The sequence below is a fragment of the Bradyrhizobium sp. Ghvi genome, assembly GCF_900115265.1.
Classification (GTDB): Bacteria; Pseudomonadota; Alphaproteobacteria; order Rhizobiales; family Xanthobacteraceae; genus Bradyrhizobium.
On record NZ_FOVU01000002.1, the window covers coordinates 515,505 to 539,095 of the forward strand.

At 64.4% G+C, this 23,591-nt stretch carries 24 protein-coding genes; 13 read left to right on the forward strand and 11 right to left on the reverse strand.

The window, feature by feature from the left end:
- Positions 1-26: 26 nt before the first annotated feature.
- Positions 27-1,190: a patatin-like phospholipase family protein gene (locus tag BM374_RS09225; RefSeq protein WP_177248188.1), complete on the forward strand. Its 1,164-nt coding sequence runs from the start codon at positions 27-29 to the stop codon at positions 1,188-1,190.
- On the opposite strand, the gene BM374_RS09230 is transcribed toward BM374_RS09225, so the two are convergent.
- Entirely contained in the window at positions 1,182-2,426 is a 1,245-nt protein-coding gene (locus BM374_RS09230; RefSeq protein WP_092291140.1) for an amidase, read from the reverse strand. The genes BM374_RS09225 and BM374_RS09230 overlap by 9 nt on opposite strands.
- 91 nt (positions 2,427-2,517) lie before the next feature.
- Here BM374_RS09230 and dprA point away from each other — a divergent pair, with 91 nt between their 5' ends.
- Entirely contained in the window at positions 2,518-3,660 is a 1,143-nt protein-coding gene (gene dprA / locus BM374_RS09235) for a DNA-processing protein DprA (RefSeq protein WP_092291142.1), read from the forward strand.
- On the opposite strand, the gene BM374_RS09240 is transcribed toward dprA, so the two are convergent.
- Positions 3,657-4,079, reverse strand: a complete 423-nt coding sequence (locus BM374_RS09240; RefSeq protein ID WP_092291145.1) for a winged helix-turn-helix transcriptional regulator — start codon at positions 4,077-4,079, stop codon at positions 3,657-3,659. The two genes, dprA and BM374_RS09240, sit on opposite strands and share 4 nt — an antisense overlap.
- An 83-nt stretch (positions 4,080-4,162) precedes the next feature.
- Here BM374_RS09240 and BM374_RS09245 point away from each other — a divergent pair, with 83 nt between their 5' ends.
- Positions 4,163-4,771: an FMN-dependent NADH-azoreductase gene (locus BM374_RS09245; RefSeq protein WP_092291147.1), complete on the forward strand. Its 609-nt coding sequence runs from the start codon at positions 4,163-4,165 to the stop codon at positions 4,769-4,771.
- A 67-nt stretch (positions 4,772-4,838) separates the two neighbouring features.
- Here BM374_RS09245 and BM374_RS09250 read toward each other — a convergent pair whose 3' ends face one another.
- Both BM374_RS09250 and BM374_RS09255 read right to left on the reverse strand, forming a co-directional pair.
- Positions 4,839-5,021, reverse strand: coding sequence for a hypothetical protein (locus BM374_RS09250; protein ID WP_092291149.1), 183 nt, complete (start codon positions 5,019-5,021; stop codon positions 4,839-4,841).
- 180 nt (positions 5,022-5,201) lie between these two features.
- On the reverse strand, positions 5,202-5,975 hold the full coding sequence (locus tag BM374_RS09255) for a glucose 1-dehydrogenase (RefSeq protein WP_092291151.1): 774 nt from the start codon (positions 5,973-5,975) through the stop codon (positions 5,202-5,204).
- A 122-nt stretch (positions 5,976-6,097) separates the two neighbouring features.
- Between BM374_RS09255 and BM374_RS09260 the strand changes: the two genes are divergently transcribed.
- Positions 6,098-6,565 (forward strand): winged helix-turn-helix transcriptional regulator, encoded by a 468-nt coding sequence (locus BM374_RS09260; protein WP_092291894.1) that lies wholly within the window; start codon positions 6,098-6,100, stop codon positions 6,563-6,565.
- Positions 6,566-6,728: 163 nt separating this feature from the next.
- On the opposite strand, the gene BM374_RS39335 is transcribed toward BM374_RS09260, so the two are convergent.
- Positions 6,729-6,872 carry a hypothetical protein gene (locus BM374_RS39335; protein WP_244552562.1) on the reverse strand — a complete coding sequence of 48 codons (144 nt, stop codon included), beginning with the start codon at positions 6,870-6,872 and terminating at the stop codon, positions 6,729-6,731.
- A gap of 322 nt (positions 6,873-7,194) precedes the next feature.
- Between BM374_RS39335 and topA the strand changes: the two genes are divergently transcribed.
- Genes topA through BM374_RS09285 form a run of 4 tightly spaced genes read left to right on the forward strand, consistent with a single transcriptional unit; the run spans position 7,195 to position 13,538 of the window.
- Positions 7,195-9,960: a type I DNA topoisomerase gene (gene topA / locus BM374_RS09270; RefSeq protein ID WP_092291153.1), complete on the forward strand. Its 2,766-nt coding sequence runs from the start codon at positions 7,195-7,197 to the stop codon at positions 9,958-9,960.
- Positions 9,961-9,967: 7 nt separating this feature from the next.
- Positions 9,968-12,322 carry a ribonuclease R gene (rnr, locus tag BM374_RS09275; RefSeq protein ID WP_092291155.1) on the forward strand — a complete coding sequence of 785 codons (2,355 nt, stop codon included), beginning with the start codon at positions 9,968-9,970 and terminating at the stop codon, positions 12,320-12,322.
- Complete coding sequence (locus BM374_RS09280) at positions 12,316-12,756, forward strand: DUF983 domain-containing protein (protein WP_092291157.1); 441 nt, start codon at positions 12,316-12,318, stop codon at positions 12,754-12,756. Before rnr ends, BM374_RS09280 begins: the two co-directional genes overlap by 7 nt.
- Positions 12,757-12,788: 32 nt before the next feature.
- Positions 12,789-13,538 (forward strand): NUDIX hydrolase, encoded by a 750-nt coding sequence (locus BM374_RS09285; RefSeq protein ID WP_092291159.1) that lies wholly within the window; start codon positions 12,789-12,791, stop codon positions 13,536-13,538.
- A gap of 124 nt (positions 13,539-13,662) precedes the next feature.
- Here the strand turns inward: BM374_RS09285 and BM374_RS09290 are convergent, their stop codons facing one another.
- Complete coding sequence (locus BM374_RS09290; protein ID WP_092291161.1) at positions 13,663-14,208, reverse strand: hypothetical protein; 546 nt, start codon at positions 14,206-14,208, stop codon at positions 13,663-13,665.
- A 208-nt stretch (positions 14,209-14,416) separates the two neighbouring features.
- On the opposite strand from BM374_RS09290, the gene BM374_RS09295 reads away from it, so the two are divergent.
- Complete coding sequence (locus BM374_RS09295) at positions 14,417-15,742, forward strand: LLM class flavin-dependent oxidoreductase (protein WP_092291163.1); 1,326 nt, start codon at positions 14,417-14,419, stop codon at positions 15,740-15,742.
- A 124-nt stretch (positions 15,743-15,866) separates the two neighbouring features.
- A complete protein-coding gene (rpmG, locus tag BM374_RS09300) occupies positions 15,867-16,034 on the forward strand; it encodes a 50S ribosomal protein L33 (RefSeq protein ID WP_057756569.1) in 168 nt (55 codons plus the stop codon).
- Positions 16,035-16,127: 93 nt separating this feature from the next.
- On the opposite strand, the gene BM374_RS38495 is transcribed toward rpmG, so the two are convergent.
- Positions 16,128-16,424 (reverse strand): hypothetical protein, encoded by a 297-nt coding sequence (locus BM374_RS38495; RefSeq protein WP_177248189.1) that lies wholly within the window; start codon positions 16,422-16,424, stop codon positions 16,128-16,130.
- A 220-nt stretch (positions 16,425-16,644) separates the two neighbouring features.
- On the opposite strand from BM374_RS38495, the gene BM374_RS09310 reads away from it, so the two are divergent.
- Positions 16,645-16,875: a DUF3551 domain-containing protein gene (locus tag BM374_RS09310; protein ID WP_092291167.1), complete on the forward strand. Its 231-nt coding sequence runs from the start codon at positions 16,645-16,647 to the stop codon at positions 16,873-16,875.
- A 44-nt stretch (positions 16,876-16,919) separates the two neighbouring features.
- Entirely contained in the window at positions 16,920-17,135 is a 216-nt protein-coding gene (locus BM374_RS09315; protein ID WP_244552573.1) for a DUF3551 domain-containing protein, read from the forward strand.
- Between the two features lie 233 nt (positions 17,136-17,368).
- Here BM374_RS09315 and BM374_RS09320 read toward each other — a convergent pair whose 3' ends face one another.
- Together BM374_RS09320 and BM374_RS09325 are read right to left on the reverse strand one after the other, a co-directional pair.
- Positions 17,369-19,441, reverse strand: coding sequence for a LuxR C-terminal-related transcriptional regulator (locus tag BM374_RS09320; protein WP_092291169.1), 2,073 nt, complete (start codon positions 19,439-19,441; stop codon positions 17,369-17,371).
- 185 nt (positions 19,442-19,626) lie between these two features.
- On the reverse strand, positions 19,627-20,865 hold the full coding sequence (locus BM374_RS09325) for an MFS transporter (protein WP_092291171.1): 1,239 nt from the start codon (positions 20,863-20,865) through the stop codon (positions 19,627-19,629).
- Positions 20,866-20,995: 130 nt separating this feature from the next.
- Between BM374_RS09325 and BM374_RS09330 the strand changes: the two genes are divergently transcribed.
- Positions 20,996-21,604 (forward strand): TetR/AcrR family transcriptional regulator, encoded by a 609-nt coding sequence (locus BM374_RS09330; RefSeq protein WP_092291173.1) that lies wholly within the window; start codon positions 20,996-20,998, stop codon positions 21,602-21,604.
- 181 nt (positions 21,605-21,785) lie between these two features.
- Here BM374_RS09330 and BM374_RS09335 read toward each other — a convergent pair whose 3' ends face one another.
- Together BM374_RS09335 and BM374_RS09340 are read right to left on the reverse strand one after the other, a co-directional pair.
- A complete protein-coding gene (locus BM374_RS09335) occupies positions 21,786-23,159 on the reverse strand; it encodes a PleD family two-component system response regulator (RefSeq protein WP_092291175.1) in 1,374 nt (457 codons plus the stop codon).
- 14 nt (positions 23,160-23,173) lie between these two features.
- Positions 23,174-23,539 carry a response regulator gene (locus BM374_RS09340; RefSeq protein WP_008566616.1) on the reverse strand — a complete coding sequence of 122 codons (366 nt, stop codon included), beginning with the start codon at positions 23,537-23,539 and terminating at the stop codon, positions 23,174-23,176.
- Between the last annotated feature and the right edge of the window lie 52 nt (positions 23,540-23,591).

Genomic DNA, 23,591 nt, shown 5'->3' on the forward strand with positions numbered 1-23,591 from the left:
CAAATGGCGTTACGCGGTTGCTCAGAATGAGCGAGAAGATTGTCGGCGCGCATGATGACGGTGGCTCGCAGGGCACTGCGGCAAGCCGCCTGCTCCTGAGCACCAACATCTGGTCCGACGCTCCCGCGCCGAAACCCGCTCCTGTTCTGCCGCCAGCGCCAACGCCCGCTCCCGCCGTGCAAGCGCCCGCGCCGGCCGTAAGGACGGTCGCGCCAGTCGAGCAGCCTCGTCTCAATCAATGGCCGCCGCGGAAGCTCTCGCTGGCGCTGCAGGGCGGCGGCACCTTTGCCGCCTTCACCTGGGGCGTGCTGGAGCGGCTGCTGGAAGAACCTCATATCGAATTCGACACCATCAGCGGCGCCAGCGCCGGCGCCATCAATGCGCTGCTCCTCGCGAGCGGCCTCGCCGAAGGCGGCCCGGAAGCGGCGCGCGCGCGGCTGAACCGGTTCTGGCTTCGGCTGATGCACGAGGCCTCGTTTCGCTCGCTGATGCTGCTCGGTGGCTTCTCGCCCGCCGGAAGCTCGGTCGCGTTCGGGCCGACGCTGCGCTCGGGCCAGTTCGATCCGTTCGATCTCGATCCGCTGCGCCAGGCGCTGTCGCGCGACATAAATTTCGAGGTCCTGCGCGACGCAAGATGCCCGAAGCTGCTGATCGCGGCGACGCGGATCCGCGACGGGCAGCAGCAGATTTTCGGCACCGACGCGATCACCGCCGACGTCGCGCTGGCGTCAACGTGTCCGCCCCTGGTTCACTGCGCCGTCGAAATTGACGGCGAGGCCTATTGGGACGGCGGCTTCGGCGGCAATCCGCCGCTGATCAAGCTGGCACAGCAATCGACGACCGCCGATTTGCTGCTGGTCCAGGTCACACCGACGCGCGACAGCTACGTGCCGATCACACTCGCCGCGATCGATCGCCGCCTCGACCAGATCGCCGCGAACGCTGCGCTCAATGCCGAGATCGCGGCGATCGCATGGGCACAGGGTTCCGCCGCGCCTGCGCTGCGCCTCTCGAGGATCGCTGCAGAAGATCATGTTGACGGACTTGCGCAGCGCTCATCGACCGATCTCGGCCGCGGCTTCATCCGCCTGTTGCACCGAAGCGGCCGCGAGGCCGCCGCGCGCTGGCTCGGCCAAGGCACCGTCAGCGCGAAAGCGCAACATCCCGTGCCCGTGCCCGAGCTAGCCTGATTTCGCCAGCGCATTCTCCAAAAACCACGCCGCCGAAAGCGCGCCGGGATCGTTGCCGAAACGCGCGATCACCTGCACGCCGACAGGCAGGCCGCCAACCTTCATCACGGGCACGTTGACGCAAGGATTGCCCATCAGCGTCCACAGCCTGTTGTAGCGAGGCGAACCGGTCGAGGCGAGCTCCTTGGCCGGCGCGGTCCCGGGCGCGGAATAGGTCAGCAGCACGTCAAAACCTTCGAACAGTTCGCCGATCTCCCGGCGGCCGCGGCGGGCAATTCGGCGGGCTTCGTCGTATTCCTTCGGCGTCAGCCCGACCGTTTCATCGAGGCTGGCGCGCAGCATCGGCGCGATCTCGTCGTGATGCTGGTCGAACTCCCAGGCGAGCGCGCGATGGGCTTCAAAATCCTGGATGATAGGGTGGATGCGCCAGGCTTCCTGCACCGCCTCGGGCAGATCGATGATCTGCACGCTGGCGCCGGCCTTCTCGGCCGCCTTGATCGCAGCCAGCAAGCCCTCCTCCGCCGCCGGCTCCACGGCCTCGGCAAACTCCTGCCTCACCACGCCGATGCGCGGCGCCTTCGCCGCGACGATGCCGGCGAACTCGGTGCGGCCGGTCATCGCCAGCAGTCCGCGCGCAAGATCCTCCGCGCGTGACCCGAACAGGCCGACCGTATCGAGCGCCCACGAATAGCATTTCACGCCGACCGTCGGCAGCATCCGGAACGACGGCTTGATCGCAGCCGCCCCGCAATAGGCCGCGGGCCGGATCACCGAGCCACCGGTCTGGGTGCCCAGCGCCAGCGGGATCATGCCGGCGCCGACGGCTGCCGCCGAGCCCGATGACGAACCTCCAGGTGTATGGCCGGGATTGTGCGGATTGAGTGTCTGCGTCGGATCACGCGAAGCGAAGGCCGTGGTCGTGGTCTTGCCGATGATGGTGGCGCCCGCCCGCTTCAGCATCATCACCACCGGCGCATCGCTGCGCGGCTGCCAGCCGCGATAGATCTCCGAGCCCATCTCGGTCGGCATATCGGCGGTGTCGATGATGTCCTTGATGCCAACAGCGATGCCGCGCAATGGACCGGCGCCTTGCGCCTTCGCCGACTTGTCGTAACGGACGAAGGCACGAACGTCCTTCTCCTTGGCCTCGATCGCCGCGTGCGACTGGGCGATGGCGGCTTCGGGCGAAAGCTCCCCCGCTTCGATGCGGCGCTGGAGGTCGGCAAGTGAGATCATGGCAAAATCCTTCTTATTGGCATCGCTTTTAGCATCGGGGCGAGACCGCGCAAGCGCACGTCCCTGTTGCGCAACGCCCTCAGGTTGTTCCATGCTGCCTCCACAAGGAGCCGACGTGGACGCCATCAATCCAAATGTAGAGCTGACCGAGCAAGACCGGATCGACCGCCTGCGGCTGATCCGCTCCGACAATGTCGGGCCGCGCACCTTCCGTTCGCTGGTCGATCATTTCGGCACGGCGCGCGCCGCGCTGGAGCGGTTGCCCGATCTGGCGCGCCGCGGCGGCGCGGCACGATCGGGACGGATCTGCAGCGTGGACGAAGCGAAAGCCGAGCTCGCTGCGAGCCGCCAATTCGGCATGGCCTGGCTCGCGCCCGGCGAGAACGGCTATCCGGCACGGCTGGCAACGCTCGACGATGCCCCGCCGCTGCTCGCTGTGCGCGGTGACAACGCAACGCTGATGCGGCCGATAATCGCGATCGTCGGCTCGCGCAACGCCTCCGGCGCCGGCTTGAAGTTCGCCGGCCTGCTCGCTCGCGAACTCGGCGAAGCCGGCTTCATCGTCATCTCGGGGCTCGCCCGCGGCGTCGACCAGGCCGCGCATCGCGCGAGCGTCGAGACCGGCACGATCGCGGTGCTCGCTGGCGGGCACGACTGCATCTATCCGCCCGAGCATGGCGATCTGCTCGCCGCGATCCTCGATCATCAGGGCGCTGCGATCTCCGAAATGCCGCTCGGCCACGAGCCGCGCGCCCGCGACTTTCCTCGCCGCAACCGGCTGATATCAGGCGCCGCGCTCGGTGTGGTCGTGGTGGAGGCGGCGCACCGCTCGGGTTCGCTGATCACCGCGCGCATGGCCGCCGAACAGGGCCGCGAGGTGTTTGCAGTCCCGGGTTCGCCGCTCGATCCGCGCGCGGCCGGCACCAACGATCTGATCAAGCAGGGCGCAACGCTGGTCACGGAAGCGTCCGACATCATCAACGCAGTCCAGCCGATCATGGAGCGGCCGCTGGTGCATCCGATCAGCGAGCCCGACGGCGAACCGTTCGAGAGCGATCCGCAAAGCCACGATCGCGACCAGATCACTGACCTGCTCGGCCCCGCTCCCATCTCGATCGACGACCTCGTGCGGATGTCGGGCGCCTCGCCCGCGATCGTGCGCACCGTGCTGTTGGAGCTCGAGCTTGCCGGAAAGCTCGAGCGGCACGGCGGCGGATTGGTGTCTCTGATCTAGCCGCCGTTGCGCTCGTCGAAGCGTGTGCGCGCGGAGGCGATCTGCTCCTGATGCGTGATCGCCCACTCGCCAAGCGCCTTCACCGGCTGCTGCAATCCGCGGCCGAGGTCGGTTAGCTCGTAATCCACGCGCGGCGGAATGGTCGGGAAGATCGTGCGCGTGACGAGGCCGTCGCGCTCGAGGCCACGCAGGGTCAGGGTCAGCATCCGCTGCGAGATGCCGTTGATCATGCGCTTCAGCTCGTTGAAGCGCTTCGGCCCGTCGCTGAGCATCATGATCACGAACACGCTCCATTTGTCGCCGACGCGGGACAGCACCGAGGCAACCCCGCGGCAGTCCGCGTGGTTTGGATCGGGCCTTTGGTGAGGCCTTGGCGCGACAGGCAAATCGCTGTGCTTCGGTTTCAATGATGTGCCCATGGCTCAAAAAAGTGCGTTCTTGCGGGGAATTTGACAGTCACTCATGTAGTGCGGGTTACAAATCTATACCATAGGTGCCCTCCATGAAACTCCTCCATATCGACTCCAGCGTGCTCGGCCACCACTCCGTTTCCAGGCAGGTCTCCGCCGCCATCGTCGACCGGCTGAAACAGGCGACGCCCTCGCTTCAAGTCGTCTATCGCGACCTGACGCAGACCCCACTCGCTCATCTCTCCGGATCGCATCTCGCGGTGGCCCAGGGCGCGCCCGCGCCGGCGGAACTCGGACCCGACCTCGCCGCGAGCGCAGCGGTGCTCGACGAGTTCCTCGCGGCCGGCATCGTCGTGATCGGCGCGCCCATGTACAACTTCACCATCCCAAGCCAGCTCAAGGCCTGGATCGATCGCATCCTGGTGGCCGGGAAGACCTTCAAATACGGCGCGACCGGGCCCGAGGGCCTCGCCGGCGGCAAGCGTGTGATCGTGGCGATTTCACGCGGCGGTCATTATGGCGCGGACACGCCCTACGCGGCCGGAGAACATCTCGAAACCTATTTGCGCTGGGTGTTCGGCTTCATCGGCATCACGAGCGTCGAATTCATCCCTGCCGACGGAATCCAGCTCGGCCCCGAGCATCGCGAGAAAGCGATCACTGGCGCGCTTCAGGCGGCAACGGGCCTCCGCGCCGCTTGATCCACGCCGACATCATCAGCCGCCAAAGTATCTGCGGCGGCTGATGCCCGGCCGATGGCCGACGAAGTTAAAACCAGAAGCCTTGAACGCCCAGGATGACGACAACGAGCGACATGAGCAGGCCGATACCCGAAAAAATGGCAACCCCGATGAACTCTGATGCCTCGGAGTGTTTGGCCGGAACCGCGGAGTGTTCAGTGTAAATACGCGGTGCTGAAATCGGCGAAGCAATGGGGGCTGCTTTCGGCATAACGGACTCCTTTTTAAAAATGAGTCTTTTGATCCCCGGCTCGTAGAAGGGTCTTTGCGTTGGACGCGAAGGTTCAATACATCACGCAAACTTCCGAAAATACATCTCGCCAGACGAGGGAACCGGCCGGCGCAACCGTTTGCGGAAGTGCGCCAGCCGATCAGTTTTCAGATCACCTGATCAACCGCGATAGATCGGCGCGCCGCTCGGCGAGGCCACCGCGCCGCCATCGACGAAGATCTCCTGGCCCTGAATGTGCGCGGCATCGTCCGAGGCCAGGAACAGCACTGTCTTCGAAATGTGGTCCGGCTCGCCAATGCGGCCAAGCGGCGTCATCAGCCCAATCCGCGTCTCGAACGCCTTCTCGGCTTCGGGCGTTGCGATGGCCGCGCCCCAGATCGGCGTGCGGATCGCGCCGGGCGCGACCACGTTGACGCGGATGCCGCGCGGCGACAGTTCCGAAGCCATGATCCGCGCCATCGCCCGCACGCCCGCCTTCGCCGCGCCGTAGGCCGAGTAGCCGGGAATGCCGAGCACTGAGATCACCGAGCCGTTGAGGATGATCGAGGCGTTGTCGTTGAGATAAGGCAGCGCCGATTGCACCGTGAAGAACACGCCGGTCAGGTTGGTGCTGATCACTTTCTCGAACGTCTCCAGCGTCGCCGAGCCGAGCGGCGTGCTGCCGGGGATGCCGGCATTGGCGAACACGATGTCGAGCTTGCCGAATTTTTCGGCGCCCTGCTTGATCGCAGCCTCGGTCGCGGCGATGTCAGTGGCATCAGCCACAACGGCCAGCGCATGCGGCCCCAACTCCTTCGCAGCCGCATCCAGCGTTGCCTTGTTGCGTCCGGTGATGATCACCTTTGCCCCCTCGGCCACGAACAACTTTGCCGTCGCCAATCCGATGCCGCCATTGCCGCCGGTAATCAGGGCCGTCTTGCCTTTCAGTCTCACGCTCGCCTCCGAGTAGTTGCATGATTAAACCAGATTGCCATCTAGGCTTCATGGTTTTATAATGCAACCACACAAGCGCGTGATCGGCCCTGAAGCCGTGCGAACGCGACAGGATGAAGGCGATGGTGAAACGAACGAGCTTCGAAGGCGATTCATGCCCGATCGCGCGCTCGCTTGAGGCGCTCGGCGACTGGTGGTCGCTCCTGATCATTCGCGAGGCGCTGTTCGGGCTGCGCCGCTTCGGCGAATTCCAGAACAAGCTCGGCATGGCCAAGAACATCTTGGCCGCGCGGCTGCGCTCCCTCGTCGACCACGGCATTCTCGCGACCGCACCCGCCTCTGACGGCAGCGCCTACCAGGAATACGTGCTGACGCCGAAGGGCCACGGCACCTTCCCGATCCTGGTCGCGCTCCGGCAATGGAGCGAGGAATTCGACGATCACCCCGAGGAGATCGCAACCATCCTCGTCGATCGGGCCAAAGGTCGCCCGGTGAAGAAGCTCGAAATGCGCGCGGAAGACGGGCGATTGCTCAGCCCGGCCGAGACCACGCTGAAGCCGCGCCCTGCGCCTCGACGGCGGTCGGCGTGATCAGCGAGTGCTAGTCACTCTGGAGCAGCCGCCACTCCACACCCGGTGTCATCGCCCGCGAGGGCAGGCGATCCAGTATTCCAGAGACGGCCCTGATTCCTCGATAGGCCGCGGCGTACTGGATTCCCAGCTTTCGCGGGGATTGCGGAGCAATAGCCAACCCTCAGGACAGCTTGCGCCTGCTCCGGAGCCGCAGGTGCTCGTCGGCTTCGAGCTTGGTCATGCCCAAGAGATAATGCAGCACATCGAGCTTGTGCCGCTCGGCGAGCTTGCGCAAAGCGCCGACCTGCTCGGCGATGAAGGCCACGGCTTCATCGACGCCGCCCTCTCCTGGTTCCTCGCTGCTGGAGCCTCCCCGCGCGCCTGAAGCGGCGCGAGCCCGTCTCTTTCCCGGCTTTGCCACCAGCCCCACCCGAATCCATGCCCCCACGGGACACTACGCCGACATCGGCCACAACTCCAAGGTGGTATTTCGCAACTTTCTCGATATGAAACTTTTCTTGATTCGCCGGGTTTCAACACCCCTCGATTTGACAGCGGCGGCCTCACCACCCATGTTCGGGGCGAAACGGCCGACCCGAATCTTGTCGATTTCGGCCTCAGATTTTCCCGTAAGTTACTGGAACTACATGAATATCGTTATTGTGGAGTCGCCGGCGAAAGCCAAGACGATCAACAAATATTTGGGCTCGTCCTATGAGGTTCTGGCCTCGTTCGGCCATGTCCGCGACCTCCCCGCGAAGAACGGTTCCGTCGATCCCGAGGCCAATTTCAAGATGATCTGGGAGGTCGACCCCAAGGCGGCCGGCCGGCTCAACGACATCGCCAAATCCCTGAAGGGCGCCGACCGCCTGATTCTGGCCACCGACCCTGATCGCGAGGGCGAGGCCATCTCGTGGCATGTGCTGGAGGTGATGAAGGAGAAGCGCGCGCTGAAGGATCAGAAGATCGAGCGCGTGGTGTTCAACGCCATTACCAAGCAGGCCGTCACGGACGCGATGAAGCATCCGCGCCAGATCGACGGCGCGCTGGTCGACGCCTATATGGCGCGCCGCGCGCTGGACTACCTGGTTGGCTTCACCCTCTCCCCCGTGCTCTGGCGCAAGCTGCCGGGTGCCCGCTCGGCCGGCCGCGTGCAGTCGGTGGCGCTGCGCCTCGTCTGCGACCGCGAGCTCGAGATCGAAAAGTTCGTGCCGCGTGAGTACTGGTCGCTGATCGCGACGCTGCTGACGCCGCGGGGCGAGGCCTTCGAGGCGCGCCTGGTCGGCGCCGACGGCAAGAAGATCCAGCGTCTCGACATCGGCACCGGTGCGGAAGCCGAAGACTTCAAGAAGGCGCTGGAACTGGCGACCTATGCGGTCACGGCGGTCGATGCCAAGCCGGCGCGGCGCAATCCGCAGGCACCCTTCACCACCTCGACGCTACAGCAGGAAGCCAGCCGCAAATACGGCTTTGCGCCCGCACACACGATGCGTATCGCCCAGCGCCTGTATGAAGGCATCGACATCGGCGGCGAGACCACCGGACTCATTACTTATATGCGTACCGACGGCGTGCAGATCGCCCCCGAGGCGATTACCCAGGCGCGCAAGGTGATCGGCGAGGATTACGGCAAGGCCTATGTCCCTGACGCCCCGCGCCAGTACCAGGCCAAGGCCAAGAACGCCCAGGAAGCGCACGAGGCGATCCGCCCGACCGACCTCTCCCGTCGTCCTGATAGCATGAACCGCAAGCTCGATGCCGATCAGGCGCGGCTGTATGAATTGATCTGGAAGCGCACCATCGCGAGCCAGATGGAATCCGCCGAGCTTGAGCGCACCACCGTCGACATCACGGCGAAGGCCGGCGGGCGCACCCTGGAGCTGCGCGCCACCGGCCAGGTCGTCAAGTTCGACGGCTTCCTGACGCTCTACCAGGAAGGCCGCGACGACGAGGAGGACGAAGACTCCCGCCGCCTGCCCGCGATGAGCCAGGGCGAGGCGATCAAGCGCGACTCGCTGTCCGTTACCCAGCATTTCACCGAGCCGCCGCCGCGCTTCTCGGAGGCTTCGCTGGTCAAGCGCATGGAAGAGCTCGGCATCGGCCGACCCTCGACCTATGCCTCGATCCTCCAGGTGCTGAAGGACCGCGGCTACGTCAAGCTGGAGAAGAAGCGCTTGCACGGCGAGGACAAGGGCCGCGTCGTGGTCGCGTTCCTCGAAAGCTTCTTCAACCGCTACGTCGAATATGATTTTACGGCCAATCTGGAGGAGCAGCTCGACCGCATCTCCAACAACGAGATCTCCTGGCAGCAGGTGCTGAAGGATTTCTGGACCGGCTTCATCGGCGCCGTCGACGAGATCAAGGATCTGCGCGTCGCACAAGTACTCGACGTGCTCGACGAGATGCTCGGCCAGCACATCTATCCGCCGCGTGCCGATGGCGGCGACATCAGGCAGTGCCCGAGCTGCGGCACTGGGCGGCTCAATTTGAAGGCCGGCAAGTTCGGCGCCTTCGTCGGCTGCTCCAACTATCCGGAGTGCCGCTACACGCGGCAGCTCGCCGCCGACAGCGAGCAGACTGCCGACCGTTCGCTCGGCCAGGATCCTGACACGGGCCGCGATGTCTGGGTGAAGGCCGGCCGCTTCGGCCCCTACATCCAGCTCGGCGAGCAGAAGGATTATGAGGAAGGCGAGAAGCCGAAGCGCGCCGGCATCCCCAAGGGCACCTCGCCCAGCGATGTCGACCTCGAGCTTGCGCTGAAGCTGTTGTCGCTGCCGCGCGAGATCGGCAAGCATCCGGAGACCGGCCAGCCGATCACGGCGGGCCTCGGCCGATTCGGGCCATTCGTGAAGCACGAGAAGACCTATGCCAGCCTCGAGGCCGGCGACGAAGTCTTCGACATCGGCCTCAACCGCGCCGTGACGCTGATCGCGGAGAAGGTCGCCAAGGGGCCGAGCCGTCGCTTCGGCGCCGATCCCGGCAAGGCGCTCGGCGATCATCCGACGCTCGGCACCGTCACCGTGAAGAGTGGCCGCTATGGCGCCTACGTCACCGCGGGCGGCGTCAACGCGACGATCCCGGCCGAGTTCGAAAAGGACACCGTCACGCTGGCACAGGCGATCGCGTTGATCGACGAGCGCGCGGCCAAGGGTGGCGGCAAGACCAAGGCAAAGAAGGCAGCGAAGCCGGCCAAGGCCAGGAAGGCTGCAGAGAAAGCTGCGGACGGCGAGGACGCCGCGCCGAAGCCAAAGAAAGCGGCCGCGAAGAAAGCGGCCAAACCGAAAACCGAATCCACCAGCAAGGCGCGCGCAGGCGTGGCGCCGACGGCCAAGACTTCAGCAGTCAAGACCTCGGCGACCAAGTCGGCTGGCGCAGCCAAAGCTCCGGCCAAGAAGAGTGCCGGCACCAATTAGAGGTTAAGTGAAACGCAAGAATGACCATGGCTTTCCCGACAGGCAGGCCATCGTCGCCTTCATCAAGGCACATCCAGGAAAGGTCGGAACCCGCGACATCGCGCGCGAGTTCGGCTTGAAGAACGCCGATCGCATCGAGCTCAAGCGCATTTTGCGCGAGCTTGCCGATGACGGCACCATCAAGAAAAAACGCCACACGGTCTCCGAGCCGGACAGCCTGCCGCCGACCTTGGTCGCCGACATCATCGGCCGTGACCGCGACGGCGAGCTGATTGCCTCTCCCACAGAGTGGGACGAAGTCGAGAGCGGCGAGCCGCCGAAGATCCTCATCGAGATGCCGCGCCGGCCCAAGCCCGGCACCGCCGCCGGCGTCGGCGATCGCGCTCTGCTGCGGGTCGAACGCACGGACGAGACCGAAGGACCAGCCTATCGCGGCCGCGTCATCAAGGTGTTCGACAAGGCCAAGAGCCGCATCCTCGGCGTGTTCCGCGAGCTCCCCGAGGGCGGCGGACGGCTCGTGCCCGTCGACAAGAAGATGGCGGACCGCGAGCTGAACATCGCCGCCGCCGACACCAAGGGCGCGCAGGACGGCGACCTCGTCAGCGTCGATATCGTCCGCACCCGCAGCTTTGGCCTCGCCTCCGGCCGCGTGAAAGAGAAGCTCGGCTCGGTCAAGAGCGAGAAGGCGATCAGCCTGATCGCGATCTACGCCCATGACATCCCCTTGCAATTCTCTTCCGCCGCGATGCGCGACGCGGAAGCGGCAGAGCCCGCCAATCTGAAGGGGCGCGAGGACTGGCGCGACGTCCCGCTCGTCACCATCGATCCGCCCGACGCCAAGGATCACGACGACGCGGTGCATGCGCAACCCGATCCCGATCCGAACAACAAGGGCGGCTTCATCGTCGACGTTGCCATCGCCGACGTGAGTTTTTACGTGCGGCCGGGCACCGCGCTCGACCGCGACGCACTCGACCGCGGCAATTCGGTCTATTTCCCCGACCGCGTCGTGCCGATGCTGCCCGAGCGCATCTCCAACAATCTGTGCTCGCTGGTGCCGGGCGAGCCGCGCGGCGCGCTCGCGGTGCGCATGATCATCGCCCCTGACGGCCGCAAGCGCTCGCACAGCTTTCATCGTATCCTGATGCGTTCGGCCGCCAAGCTGAACTACGCGCAGGCGCAGGCCGCAATCGATGGTCGGCCTGATGACACCACCGGTCCCCTGCTCGATCCGATCCTGAAACCGCTCTATGCAGCTTACGCGTGCGTCAAGCGTGCACGCGACGAGCGCGATCCGCTCAATCTCGATCTGCCCGAACGCAAGATTCTCCTCAAGAGCGACGGCACGGTCGACCGCGTCGTCGTCCCTGAACGACTCGACGCGCACAAGCTGATCGAGGAGTTCATGATCCTCGCCAACGTCGCCGCGGCCGAGATGCTGGAGAAGAAGTCGCTCCCGTTGATCTATCGCGTGCATGACGAGCCGACGCTGGAGAAGGTCCACGCGCTCTCCGAATTCCTGGAGACGCTCGACGTTCCCTTCGCCAAATCAGGCGCGCTGCGTCCGACCTTGTTCAACCGCGTCCTGGCCCAGCTCGAAGGCCACGACTACTACCCTCTCGTCAGCGAGGTGGTCTTGCGCGCCCAGGCGCAAGCCGAATACTCCTCCGAGAACTACGGGCATTTCGGCCTGAACTTGCGACGTTACGCGCATTTCACCTCGCCGATCCGCCGCTATGCCGACCTCGTCGTGCACCGCGCGCTGGTGCGCGCGCTCGACCTCGGCGAAGGCGCCCTGCCCGACAGCGAGACGCCGGAATCGCTCGGCGAGGTCGCCGCGCATATTTCGCTCACAGAACGGCGCGCGATGAAGGCGGAGCGCGAGACCGTCGACCGCCTGATCGCCCATCACCTTGCCGACCGCATCGGCGCGAGCTTCCAGGGCCGCGTCTCCGGCGTCACCCGCGCAGGGCTGTTCGTGAAGCTGAGCGAGACCGGTGCCGACGGGCTTATCCCGATCAGATCCCTCGGCACGGAATATTTCAACTACGACGAGAGCCGCCACGCGCTGATCGGCACGCGCAGCGGCACCATGTACCAGCTCGGCGACGTCGTCGACGTCCGCCTGATCGAAGCTGCTCCCGTCGCCGGCGCGCTGCGTTTCGAGCTGCTGTCATCCTCCAGCGAGACCAGCCCGCGCGAGCGCAGGCGTCCCGGCGGGCAACGCCGCCCCTCGTTCAAGGCGCATCCCGGACGCAGCCCGGATAAGAAACGCAAGCCGCCTAAGCCAAAATCCGGCAAAGCGAAGGGCAAGGGAAAGAGCAAGGGCAAGAGCAAAGGCAAGAAGGGCAAGGCATGGTGACGATGAGCACAGCTCCAAAGATCTGGACGCGCGAGACCGGCCTCGTCGAGAAGCGCGACGTCTTTGCCGCGATGAAGCGCGGCTTTCGCGGTCGCTGCCCGCGCTGCGGCGAGGGAAAGCTGTTTCGTGCTTTCCTGAAGACCGCCGACAATTGCGCGGCCTGCGGCCTCGACTTCACGCCGCATCGCGCCGACGACCTGCCCGCCTATCTCGTGATCGTCATCGTCGGGCATATCGTGGTGCCCACGATCCTCTGGATCGAGACCAACTACACCACTCCGGTTTGGCTCAGCTTTGCCGCCTATTTGCCCTTCACCTTCTTCGCTTCCCTAGGGCTGTTGCAGCCCGTGAAGGGAGCTGTGGTCGGCTTGCAATGGGCTCTGCGCATGCACGGGTTTGACGACAATCCGCCGGATGGTATTCCGCCCGTGTAGACTGAATAAGCAAGAACAGTTCTGGTGAGGATATGACGGATACGGCGCAGGCAGCTGACAAGGCCAAGGTCCACGAGGAGAAGGAAGCCGATCACCATCCCTATTTTCGTCCTCGGGACGCGGCAACACTCATCCTGGTCGATCGCAGCAGCTCGGTGCCAAAGGTGCTGGTCGGCAAGCGCCACGACAAGGTGGTGTTCATGCCCGGCAAGTTCGTCTTCCCGGGCGGACGCGTCGACAAGGACGATCATCGTGTGCCGGTTGCCGCGCCCATCACCGCGGAGCTGGAAGCCAATCTCGCCAAGGGCAGCCCGAAGACCCCGGCCTCGCGCGCAAAATCGTTGGCAATTGCCGCGATCCGCGAAGCCTGCGAGGAGACCGGCCTCTGCCTCGGACGCAAAGCTGAGGGCAAGGCCAGGCTCGAAGGCCCCTGGAAGCCGTTCGCGGATGCGGGCCTCTTGCCCGATCCCTCCAGCCTGTTCCTGATCGCGCGCGCGATCACCCCGCCCGGCCGCGTCAAACGCTTCGACACGCGCTTCTTCACGGCGGATGCCTCCGCGATCACCCATCGCGTCGAGGGCGTGATCCATGCCGATGCCGAGCTGGTGGAGCTGGTCTGGGTCGAGCTCGGCTCAAAACCGCTCGCCGATCTGCATCCGATGACGCGCAACGTGCTGAACGAGCTCGACACGCGCCTTGCCACCGGTCCGCTCCGACACGATGCGCCGGTGCCGTTCTTCCATTTCTACGGCGGCAAGATGCAGAAGGACATTTTGAGCTGATCAGCTCTCTGGTCATTCCGAGGCGCGCATAGCGCGAACCCGGAATCCATCGGGCCGCAGAGACTGACGTTGGATGGATTCCGGGCTCGCGCCAAGAGGCGCGCCCCGGAATGACGGCACGGCGCTATTCGTCCACATCCGGCTCGGTGCCGACATAGTCCCGCGCCGGCAGTTTCAAGACGCGGCCGATCTCGCTGGCGAGCTTGTCCGCCTCCTCGCGCCTGGTAAAACTCTGAAGCATGATCGGCTCGGTGCCCTTGCTGCCGCAGAGGTTGACGTCGTAGGTCGTCAGCTCAGGATCATAGTCGTCGGTAATGCTGATGAAGTGATACTCGGCGAGATCGCGCTGCTTGCGGATATTCAAAGGGCCGAACTGCCTGGTGATGACGATCTGGCGGAGCGCCTTGTTGAGCACGACAAAGTAGCGGAACGTCAGCAGGATCACGCCGGGAATGCCGATCAGCAGCCCAAGGCCCGTGAACACCAGCACCGGCACGAGATCGTCCGCCAGCCTGCCGAAGCCGGTAAAATCCTGGCGGAGGCCGAGCGCGACGTTCCAGAGCAGATAGGCGCTCGCCGCGAGCAGCGGCAGCGACAACAGCCGGCCGAACCAGGGCATCGGACGATCGATCCGGACAACGCCGCCGTCTACGCTCATTGCGCTGGCCATGAACAATCTCCCGGGGAATGAAGGTCATGGCTTGGTCGGTGCGAACTATGGATTGGTTCGATGCCCCTCCCGTCATTCCGAGCCCGGAATGACGCGATTGTGCTCAGCATGTCGCCAAAAACAAAAAATTCTTCCCGCCTCTCCCAATGGCGGAGTTCCCAGGCGTGCCTATGTCTTTCCGCAACGACACCAGACGGGATTGGGCGTGATGGCACAACGGCAACTCAAGCTTGGCGCGTTCATGCGCCCGATCAGCATCCACACCGGCGCCTGGCGCTATCCCGGGGCCTGGCCCGACGCCAATTTCAATTTTGCACATATCAAGCAGCTGATCCAAAAGCTCGAAGCCGGCAAGTTCGATGCCTTCTTCATGGCCGATCACCTCGCCGTGTTGAACATGCCGATCAACGCCCTCAAACGCAGCCACACCGTGACCTCGTTCGAGCCGTTCACGCTGCTGTCGGCGCTCTCGGCCGTCACAGAGCGCATCGGCCTGATCGCGACGGGCTCGACCACGTTCGACGAGCCCTATCACGTCGCCCGCCGCTTCGCCTCGCTCGACCATCTCAGCGGCGGCCGCGCCGGCTGGAACATCGTCACCACCTCGAACCCGGACGCGGCGCTGAACTTCGGTCTCGACGATCACATGGAGCACGCCGAGCGCTACAAGCGCGCCCGCGAGTTCTACGACGTCGTCACGGACTTATGGGATTCCTTCGCCGATGACGCCTTCGTGCGCGATGTCGAGAGCGGGTTGTTCTTCGATCCCGCGAAGATGCACGTGCTCGATCATGTCGGCAAATATCTGAAGGTGCGCGGCCCGCTCAATATCGCCCGCCCCGTGCAGGGCTGGCCCGTGATCGTGCAGGCGGGCGCCTCGGAAGACGGCAAGCAGCTCGCGGCCGAGACGGCGGAAGCCGTCTTCACCGGCGGCGGCAGCCTCGCCGACGGACAGAAGCTCTACGCCGACATCAAGGGGCGGATGGAGAAGATCGGCCGCGACCCCGAGCATCTGAAGATCCTGCCCGGCGCTTTCGTCGTGGTCGGCGACAGCGTCGACGAGGCCAAGGAGAAACGCGCGCTGCTCGACAGCCGCGTGCACTATGACAGCGCGATCGCCTCCCTCTCGGTCATCCTCGGCACCGACGCCTCCGGCTTCGATCCGGATGGCCAATTGCCTGATGTCCCGGAGACCAATGCCAGCAAGAGCGGCCGTCAGCGGATGGTCGACCTTGCGAGGCGCGACAAGCTCACCGTGCGCCAGCTCGCCCAGCGCGTCGGCGGATATGGCGGACTGTCCTTCGTCGGCACGGCAAAGACCATCGCCGACCAGATGGAGGAATGGCTGGTCGGGCGCGGTTCTGATGGATTCAACATCATGTTCCCGTTCCTGCCCGCCGGTCTTGACGATTTCGTCGACAAGGTCGTCCCGGAGCTGCAGCGCCGCGGGATTTTCCGGAAAGAGTATGAAGGGACCACTTTGAGGGACAATCTGGGCCTTCCGCGGCCGAAAAACCGCTTCTTCGAGGCCTGATCGGGCCGATTTGAGTGGTTTTCCAGCCCTAAAACCTTGACATCAGGCGGTTTCTGGCTAGGTTGCCGGCCAACGCGGGCCGTTTGGCCGGCTCCAGATTCCCTTCATTTCTGAGGTTCAGAACATGGCCAAAGCGGTCACCATCAAGGTCAAGCTCGTGTCCTCGGCCGACACCGGCTTCTACTACGTCGCCAAGAAGAACTCGCGCACCATGACCGACAAGCTGGTCAAGAAGAAGTATGACCCGGTCGCGCGCAAGCACGTCGAATTCAAGGAAGCCAAGATCAAGTAAGATCGGCGGAAACGTTGAAGCGTTTTGCGGGGCCCTGTCGGGCCCCGTTTTCGTTTCCGCTCTCGTGTCCGAGACGCGCGGCGAGCCAGACGATCAGCGACCTGTGGGATCCTGGCGCCGACCCGGACGAACATTCTGGGGCCCGCCCTGGCCGCTATTGGTGCCGGCGTTGGATCCGGAACCAGCATTGCTACCGTTGCCCATACCGGTCGTGCCGTTGCTCGATCCGCCGCCGGTCGTGCCGGCTCCTCCCACACTGGCGCCTGTTCCAGCGCCGGCGCTTGCACCGGCTCCGCCCGTTCCACCGCCGCCCGTCTGGGCATGGGCGAAACCGATCGACGCGCCGGCAAGCAACGCGCACATGGCCACCGAGAAAATGGTCTTTCGCATGTTCAACTCCCTTGAGGTTGTGCGCGTCAACTGAAGTTGCGCGCGGACGTTCCTAAGCGCTGATGACAAGCTGTCGCGATTCGTCAGGAACGATGTCGCACTAGGCAGAATTGACGCGTGCCCCTGCCGAACAATCGTTGAGCCATCATCATCGAGTGGGTATGTTCTGAGGGTTCACCTCTTCCGGCGCCGTTCGGCTGACAGAGATGGAGGATCGGCCATGCGCTTCGCCCTACTGATTGCCTGCATGATCATCGGCTTTTCTCCCGCCGCCCACGCCGAGCGTGACTATCCCTGGTGCGTCTTCGGCGGAGAGCTCGGCCGTCCCCCCGAATGCATGTATTCGACGCGAGAGCAGTGCCTGGCCTCGGCATCCGGCCGGTGGAACACCTATTGCGATGTGAATCCGCGCGTGAGATTCAAGCGACCGGCACCATACCGGACGCGCTGACCATGATGCGTATCCTTCCCTGTCTCCTCATTGCCTGGTTCACCATGTCCGCGCCGACTCCGGCTGCCGCACAGCGGTTCGGCGGCAACTCTCCGGTGTGCCTTCAGAGATGGGAATGGGGCGGCAGCACCTGGATTTCGTGCCAGTACAGTTCATGGGACGAGTGTAGAGCCAGCGCTGCAGGAATTTCGGCCATGTGCCTGCTGAACCCTTTTGCGCAACGGCCACCTCATCCGGACCGCAGCCCCCGTCCCCGATAGCGCGCCCCAGTGAACGGGATCAACCGGACTCGCGACGAAGCCGGGATGAGTTGTCGAAACCGGGCTGACTTTCTCTTGAGCTATAGAGCGCGGCGACGCAAGGACGTGCGCGTTTCCATTGGCGCGGCGACTATTCGCCTTCCGCTGTCCGTCTCGATCAAGGCGAACGCCGCCCGTCCTAGCTAGAGCGGCCTGACATCGAACGCTTGGCGTGTGTGGCAGCACGAAGTCCGTTACACGAGTAGATCGTGCGTCAGATGGTGTGCAGCGCCTGTTGCGTGGTTCAGGACGCTTTGCTCTGCGTCTGAAGGGCCAATCAGGTCGAAAGCCGGCACTGGCGGCGGTCCGTCATGTGCGGCTGTGTGCAGACCATAGCCAATGAAATCCTGTCCGTGGCCTCCATGCATCTCAGCAATCGTTGAAGTTCCGGAAGGCGCAATTTCATTCCTGAAATGAAAGGAATCTTCAGGCTGCGGGGTAGCTCCCTTTTGTGCTGGACCCGCGTCGTCGCTCGCTTTTTCATTGGCTCCAGCGTGCGCGCTCAATCCCGCGTGCGGATTTCCCTGAGCGTTCTCGTGCAAGTCTCGCTCGGACTGGCCGGACTTGCCACCCTCGGCCGGGCTCGCATCATCCCTCGCATCGTGTCCGGCAGCGGCCGGATCGTGATCGGACTTGTGTAAATCGCGCTGCGATTGCGCATCATTGAACTCGTCCCCCGACGACGCGTACTTGGAATGCCCCTTGGCGAGCCCGGTTTCGTCTTTCGACTCCTGCGCATCACGCTGCGATTGCCCGTGACTGGGACTGGACTCCGGTGAGCCCTGCTCGTCATGCTGCTTGGAGGCTGGGCCGCCGTCCTCGCCGTCGTGCAAACCACGTTGCGGCTGGCCGGGTTTCGACTCGTCTCCTCCGGTCGCCTGCGTTCTGTCATGCTCGCCATTTCCCGACACGTCGGTCGCGGCCGTCTGCGCGAAGCCGTCATGATCGATCGGGGCGTCGGCGGCTCCGGATCCGACATGTGCGGCGGCGATGCTGCTTGCGCTGACTTCACCGGCGTCCGCACCGATGATCTGACTGGCATCGCCATGTCCGGCGATGCCATCGCTTCGGGGAGCTTCGAACGCAAATGATTGATCAATGTCAGGACGCAACCAAGCGAGATTGTCGAGGCTGCCGAGATTCGCATCGGCGTTGCCGCTAAGACCGAGCGCTGCCGACTCGCCTGCACTGCCTCCGGAAGCCGGCGCAAAAACGGCATCGGCAAAATTGGCCGCGTGCGCAACGCTGTTCAGCAGCTCGCAAATCCAGATCCCCACCGCCGTCATTACGAAAGGACCGTAGCTGCCCAAGACGGCTCTTGCAGCGTTGGTTGCCTGCGACGCGATCGTCGGCGGGGCTATATCGGTGCTGGATTGCACGAGTTTGCCGGCTCGCACCGGCGTCTCGGTGATGGGAGTTTCTCCGCGGCCGGCTTTGAGCGCGGATTTAGCCGTCTTGCCCGAAGCAGGCGTCGCCTTCTTGTTGTCGATCTTGATGGTGATGACCTCGGTGGATCCATCTGCGGTCACCACCGGAACAGTGTCGGTCGACGCCTCGCCGAATGCAGATGCGTTGGCGGCCTTGAGGTCGTTCAGCACGGCGTAGATCAGAGCTGCAAGCGCGCCGATCCCACCGTAAAGGCGAGACAGAGCGAACGCTGCCACCTCGGTGCGGCTTTTGATCTCGAGCTGTGTAGATAGTTGATTGAGCCGCGCCTTGATGGTGCCTGTCGAGACCTTGAGTTGGCGCGCGATCTGTTTGTTCGACATGCCGCAAGCGACCAGACGCATGATCTTGCGTTCCTGATCCGTCAGCGCCGCCAATCCAGTTTCGCCCAACACACCATTTTCTTCCCTGCCGGCCGTCGCCCGCTCCGGGATCGGTGCAACCAGCCTCAGGGACTGCAACAACGCTTTGGGTTCCTCGCGCATCGAGATCGCACAGCAAGCCCCCGCCGCGATGGCGGCGGCGAGATCGCCCTGTGCGAGGGACGCAGTGTAGAACACCAGCCGTGTCGGAATATTTTCGGCCTTGACGAGGGCGAGCATCTCAGCAGCCGTCACATCTGAAAATCCGTCCTCGACAAGCACGAGGTCCGGCGCCAATTTCCGAATTGCTTTCAGGCAATCGGCTCCGTCAGAACACGAAGCGACGATCGCGAAGTCACGCTCTGCCGCAAACAGCGACGCAAATCCCTGCAGAACGATCGGGCGACGATCTGCTATCACGAGCCGGATGGGGCGCATGCGCGCTTTCGTCACCAGCATTATGCGCTCATTGACGGTTTGCGGTTCGACGGCGTGCCTCTCTCAAGAGCAGCGCGGCAACGCATAATATCCCTCTAGGTTCCCGGAGCAAACACTTGTGGGACGCGATCGAAAGGCGTCCACTTGCCCTTGTGGACAGCGTCCGCTCTGGATTTCCAAACGGGCGCTTGTCGACCACACACCCCCTATGCCGTCCGCAGCACCGGCGCCGGCGGCTGTGAGGGGCGGATCAGCGCGAACGCGACCTGGATGATGCCGCCGGCAAGGCCGAGCGCGACACCGATGCGCCAGGCCAGGGCGTAGGAGCCGAGGGCGTCATAGATCAGCCCTCCTCCGTAGGCGCCGAGGAAGCTGCCGATCTGGTGGCTCATGAAGGCGAGGCCCTGGATCATGGCCTGCCAGCGCAGGCCGAACATTTCGGCGACGGCGCCTGCGACCAGCGGGCCGACCCCCATCCAAAGAAAGCCCATGATGGCGCCGAACAGCAGCGTCGAGAACGGTGTCGCCGGCAGCGTGAAGTACCAGGCGAGCGCGAGCGAGCGCAGGATGTAGATCGCGCCCAGGAGCGCCAGCTTGTTCCAGCGCTGGCCGGCCCAGCCGAAGAACAGCGAGCCGAGCACGTTGAAGCCGCCGATCATGCCGAGCGTCTGCGCGCTCAGCATGGGATCGAGGCCGCAGATCGCCAGATACGACGGCAGATGCGTGGTGAGAAATACGAGCTGCATGCCGCAGACGAGATAGGCGCACGTCATCACCACGAAGGAAGCATTGCCGAACGCCGCCCTGGTCACGGAGGCAGCCGTAGCATCGCCGATGTCGTCGACCGCCGGCTTCGGCAGCGGAATGGCGTCGACGCGGCCGGCGTACCACGCGGCGGGGATCATCAGCACGGACATGACGACGAAGCCGGCGAGCCCGATGCGCCAGCCAAAGCCCTCGTTGAGCATCTGCCCGATCGGCGCCGACAGCAGCGCGCCGAGCGAGCCCGCGCCTGAGACGATGCCAAGCACCGTCGAGCGCACCGTCGCAGGCACCGCGCGCGCCGCCACCGACATCGCGATCGCAGCCGCGGTGCAGGCGAGCGAGGTGCCGATCAACACGCCGGCGCCGATCATGATGCTGACGAGCCCGCCCGCGGTCGCCATCAAGGCAAGACCCGCGATGTACATCAGCGCGCCCGCGATCATGATGGGACGGAAGCCGAAGCGCACCGTCATCGCGCCGGCAAGCGGCTGGAGAAAGCCCCAGGCGAGGTTCTGCACGGCCAGCGCCAGCGTGAAGTCCGACACCGAAAGGTGGATGTCGTGCGTCAGCGGCTGCATGAAGATGCCGAGCGACTGCCGCAGCCCCATGCTCAGCGTCAGCATGATCGAAGCGCCGATCAGGATCGGCAATGTCGGACGCAGGACCTGCAACAGGGGCATTTTTCTTCTCCCTTTTGGGCGCGGGCACGCGTGCCGCGTCTGCTTTTGCCGTCGATTTTGATTACACAGACCTGTGTACTTAGGCTATAGATGGCCGGTACTGTCAAGCGAACAGGACGCGCGCGACCGCATGGCTCCCCCGCCCGCCCCACAGACGATGAAAGAGCGGATCCTTCAGACCGCCGACAAGCTGTTCTATCTGCAAGGCATTCGTGCCATCGGCGTCGACACCATCGCCGCCGAGGTCGGGATCAGCAAGCGCACGCTCTACAACCACTTCCCTTCCAAGGACGCGCTGATCGCGGCCTATCTGGAGCGCCGCTTCGTCCACGCCCGCCCCTCGGACAAGCCGCCGGTCGAGCAGATCCTCGCCACATTCGATTCGCTGGAGCGGCGTTTTGCGGCGAAAGATTTTCGTGGCTGCCCGTTCGTGAATGCGGTGGCCGAGCTCGGCCCCGCCGACCGCGCCGTGAAGAAGATCGCCATCGCCTTCAAGGAAAGCCGCCGCCTCTGGTTTCGCGAGCGGTTGACCGAGCTCGGCGTTGCGGACGCCGATGCGCTCGCCACCCAGCTCGTGCTGCTGGTCGACGGCTCGATTGCGCAGGATTTAGTGCGTGACGATCCCGCCATGGCGCGCGCGGCGAAGGAAGCCGCGAAGGTACTGCTGCGAAATGCGGGCGTGGATGTGGGTGGTGATGTGAAGCCGGTGTGTGTGAAGAGCAAGCGCTCACCCCAATAACCGCTGTCATCCCGGACAAGCGCAGCGAAGCGGAGCGCAGATCCGGGATCCATAACCACAGGCGGTTGTTTGGCGAAGACTCGGAGTGATCAGTTCGCTCCGCAACCCCTCCGTGGGGTTATGGGTCCCTGCCTTCGCAGGGACGACAGCTGAGTGTTAGGCGCGCACCACGCCCCTCTCCTCACGCCGCGTGCGACACTACGCGATTGCGTCCATCGTGCTTGGCACGGTACAGCGCCGTGTCGGCGCGCTTGAGGACATCGGCAACCGCCTCGCCCTTCTGCTCCAGCGTGGTGAGGCCGATCGAGATCGTGACCTCGATGCGCTTGGTGCCCTTGTGGACCGCGAACAGTTCGCCCGCGATCGAGCGGCGCAGGCGCTCGGCAACCATGCCGGCGACGTGAAGATCGGTCTCGGGCATCACGATGACGAATTCCTCGCCGCCATAGCGGCAGGCGAGATCGATACCGCGGATCGATTTCCGGACGCGCACCGCGAATTCCCGCAGCACGTCGTCGCCGGCGTCGTGGCCATAGGTGTCGTTGATCGACTTGAAATAGTCGATGTCGAGGATCATCAGCGCCAGGGGCTTGCCGCGCGTCGCGGCCTGCTCGGCGAGCGTTGCCAGATGGCTCTCCATGTAGCGGCGATTGTGCAGGCCGGTGAGCGCGTCGGTGATCGCCATCTCGATCGAGTTCTGCACGTTGTCGCGCAGATGATCGGTGTAGCGGCGGCGGCGGATCTGGGTGCGCGTGCGCGCCAGAAGCTCGGTCTTGTCGATCGGACGCAGCAGATAGTCGTTGACGCCGATCTCGAGACCTCGCAGCAGCCGCGTGGAGTTTTCGGCTTCCGCGATCGCGAGGATCGGCACGTGGCGGGTGCGCTCGAGCGAACGGGCCTGGCTGCAAAGCCGCAAGCCGTCGAAATTGTTCAGGTCGAGCGAGACGATCAGCAGGTCGTAATTGCCCTCGGCGGCGTGGAACAGCGCTTCGGTTGGATTCGGCTCGACGTCGACGGTGTGCTCGGCGGCAAGGAGCGTCGCGAGACGCTCATAGGAAGTCGCCCGGTCATCGACCAGCAGGATGCGGCCGCCCTTGCCGGTGTCAGCCACGGCGGTCCGCTCCGGAGCCTGCATGCCGATCTCGAGCGAGGTGATGGCGCGCATGCGCAGCTCGTCGGTCATCATCTTCAGCCGCGTCAGCGAGCGCACGCGCGCGATCAGCACGACGTCGGAGACGGGCTTGGTCAGGAAGTCATCGGCGCCGGCCTCCAGGCCGCGGTTGCGGTCGGACGGGCTGTCGAGCGCGGTCACCATGACGACAGGAATGTGGTGGGTCGCCGGATCGGTCTTCAGCCGACGGCAGACTTCGTATCCGTCCATGTCGGGCATCATCACGTCGAGCAGGATGATGTCGCATTCGGCGCGGCGGGCCAGCGCCAGCGCGTCGGTGCCGTTCGAGGCGGTCATCACGTCGAAATATTCGGCGGAGAGACGGGCCTCTAACAGTTTGACGTTGGCAGGAACGTCGTCGACCACAAGGATACGCGCGGACACTTTGAACTCACTTCCTATCCGATGAAACGCCGGACCGTCTCGATGAATTTGCCGACCGAGATCGGCTTGGACAAATAGGCTTCGCAGCCGCCCTCGCGGATGCGCTCTTCGTCGCCCTTCATTGCGAAAGCCGTGACCGCGACGACGGGAATGGCGCGCAGTTCCGGATCGTCCTTGATCCAGCGCGTCACCTCGAGCCCCGAGACCTGCGGCAATTGAATATCCATAAGCACCAGGTCGGGCCGCATCTTGCGCACGAGGTCGAGCGCCTCGTAGCCGTTGCTGGTGCCTGATGTCTGATAGCCGTGCGCTTCCAGCAGGTCGCGGAAGAGCTTCATGTTGAGCTCGTTGTCTTCCACGATCAGGACGGTCTTAGCCATCCCGCCCTCCTGTTTGGTCCTGACGACCGATGCATGTGACGCCTCAGGCGCC

Bases quoted from the DNA above. Each gene is read 5' to 3' on its own strand.
- BM374_RS09225 (WP_177248188.1), top strand. From the start codon at position 27: ATGAGCGAGAAGATTGTCGGCGCGCATGATGACGGTGGCTCGCAGGGC.
- BM374_RS09230 (WP_092291140.1), bottom strand. From the start codon at position 2,426: ATGATCTCACTTGCCGACCTCCAGCGCCGCATCGAAGCGGGGGAGCTT.
- dprA (WP_092291142.1), top strand. From the start codon at position 2,518: ATGCTGCCTCCACAAGGAGCCGACGTGGACGCCATCAATCCAAATGTA.
- BM374_RS09240 (WP_092291145.1), bottom strand. From the start codon at position 4,079: ATGGGCACATCATTGAAACCGAAGCACAGCGATTTGCCTGTCGCGCCA.
- BM374_RS09245 (WP_092291147.1), top strand. From the start codon at position 4,163: ATGAAACTCCTCCATATCGACTCCAGCGTGCTCGGCCACCACTCCGTT.
- BM374_RS09250 (WP_092291149.1), bottom strand. From the start codon at position 5,021: ATGCCGAAAGCAGCCCCCATTGCTTCGCCGATTTCAGCACCGCGTATT.
- BM374_RS09260 (WP_092291894.1), top strand. From the start codon at position 6,098: ATGGTGAAACGAACGAGCTTCGAAGGCGATTCATGCCCGATCGCGCGC.
- topA (WP_092291153.1), top strand. From the start codon at position 7,195: ATGAATATCGTTATTGTGGAGTCGCCGGCGAAAGCCAAGACGATCAAC.
- BM374_RS09280 (WP_092291157.1), top strand. From the start codon at position 12,316: ATGGTGACGATGAGCACAGCTCCAAAGATCTGGACGCGCGAGACCGGC.
- BM374_RS09285 (WP_092291159.1), top strand. From the start codon at position 12,789: ATGACGGATACGGCGCAGGCAGCTGACAAGGCCAAGGTCCACGAGGAG.
- BM374_RS09290 (WP_092291161.1), bottom strand. From the start codon at position 14,208: ATGGCCAGCGCAATGAGCGTAGACGGCGGCGTTGTCCGGATCGATCGT.
- BM374_RS09295 (WP_092291163.1), top strand. From the start codon at position 14,417: ATGGCACAACGGCAACTCAAGCTTGGCGCGTTCATGCGCCCGATCAGC.
- rpmG (WP_057756569.1), top strand. From the start codon at position 15,867: ATGGCCAAAGCGGTCACCATCAAGGTCAAGCTCGTGTCCTCGGCCGAC.
- BM374_RS38495 (WP_177248189.1), bottom strand. From the start codon at position 16,424: ATGCGAAAGACCATTTTCTCGGTGGCCATGTGCGCGTTGCTTGCCGGC.
- BM374_RS09310 (WP_092291167.1), top strand. From the start codon at position 16,645: ATGCGCTTCGCCCTACTGATTGCCTGCATGATCATCGGCTTTTCTCCC.
- BM374_RS09315 (WP_244552573.1), top strand. From the start codon at position 16,920: ATGTCCGCGCCGACTCCGGCTGCCGCACAGCGGTTCGGCGGCAACTCT.
- BM374_RS09320 (WP_092291169.1), bottom strand. From the start codon at position 19,441: ATGCTGGTGACGAAAGCGCGCATGCGCCCCATCCGGCTCGTGATAGCA.
- BM374_RS09325 (WP_092291171.1), bottom strand. From the start codon at position 20,865: ATGCCCCTGTTGCAGGTCCTGCGTCCGACATTGCCGATCCTGATCGGC.
- BM374_RS09330 (WP_092291173.1), top strand. From the start codon at position 20,996: ATGGCTCCCCCGCCCGCCCCACAGACGATGAAAGAGCGGATCCTTCAG.
- BM374_RS09340 (WP_008566616.1), bottom strand. From the start codon at position 23,539: ATGGCTAAGACCGTCCTGATCGTGGAAGACAACGAGCTCAACATGAAG.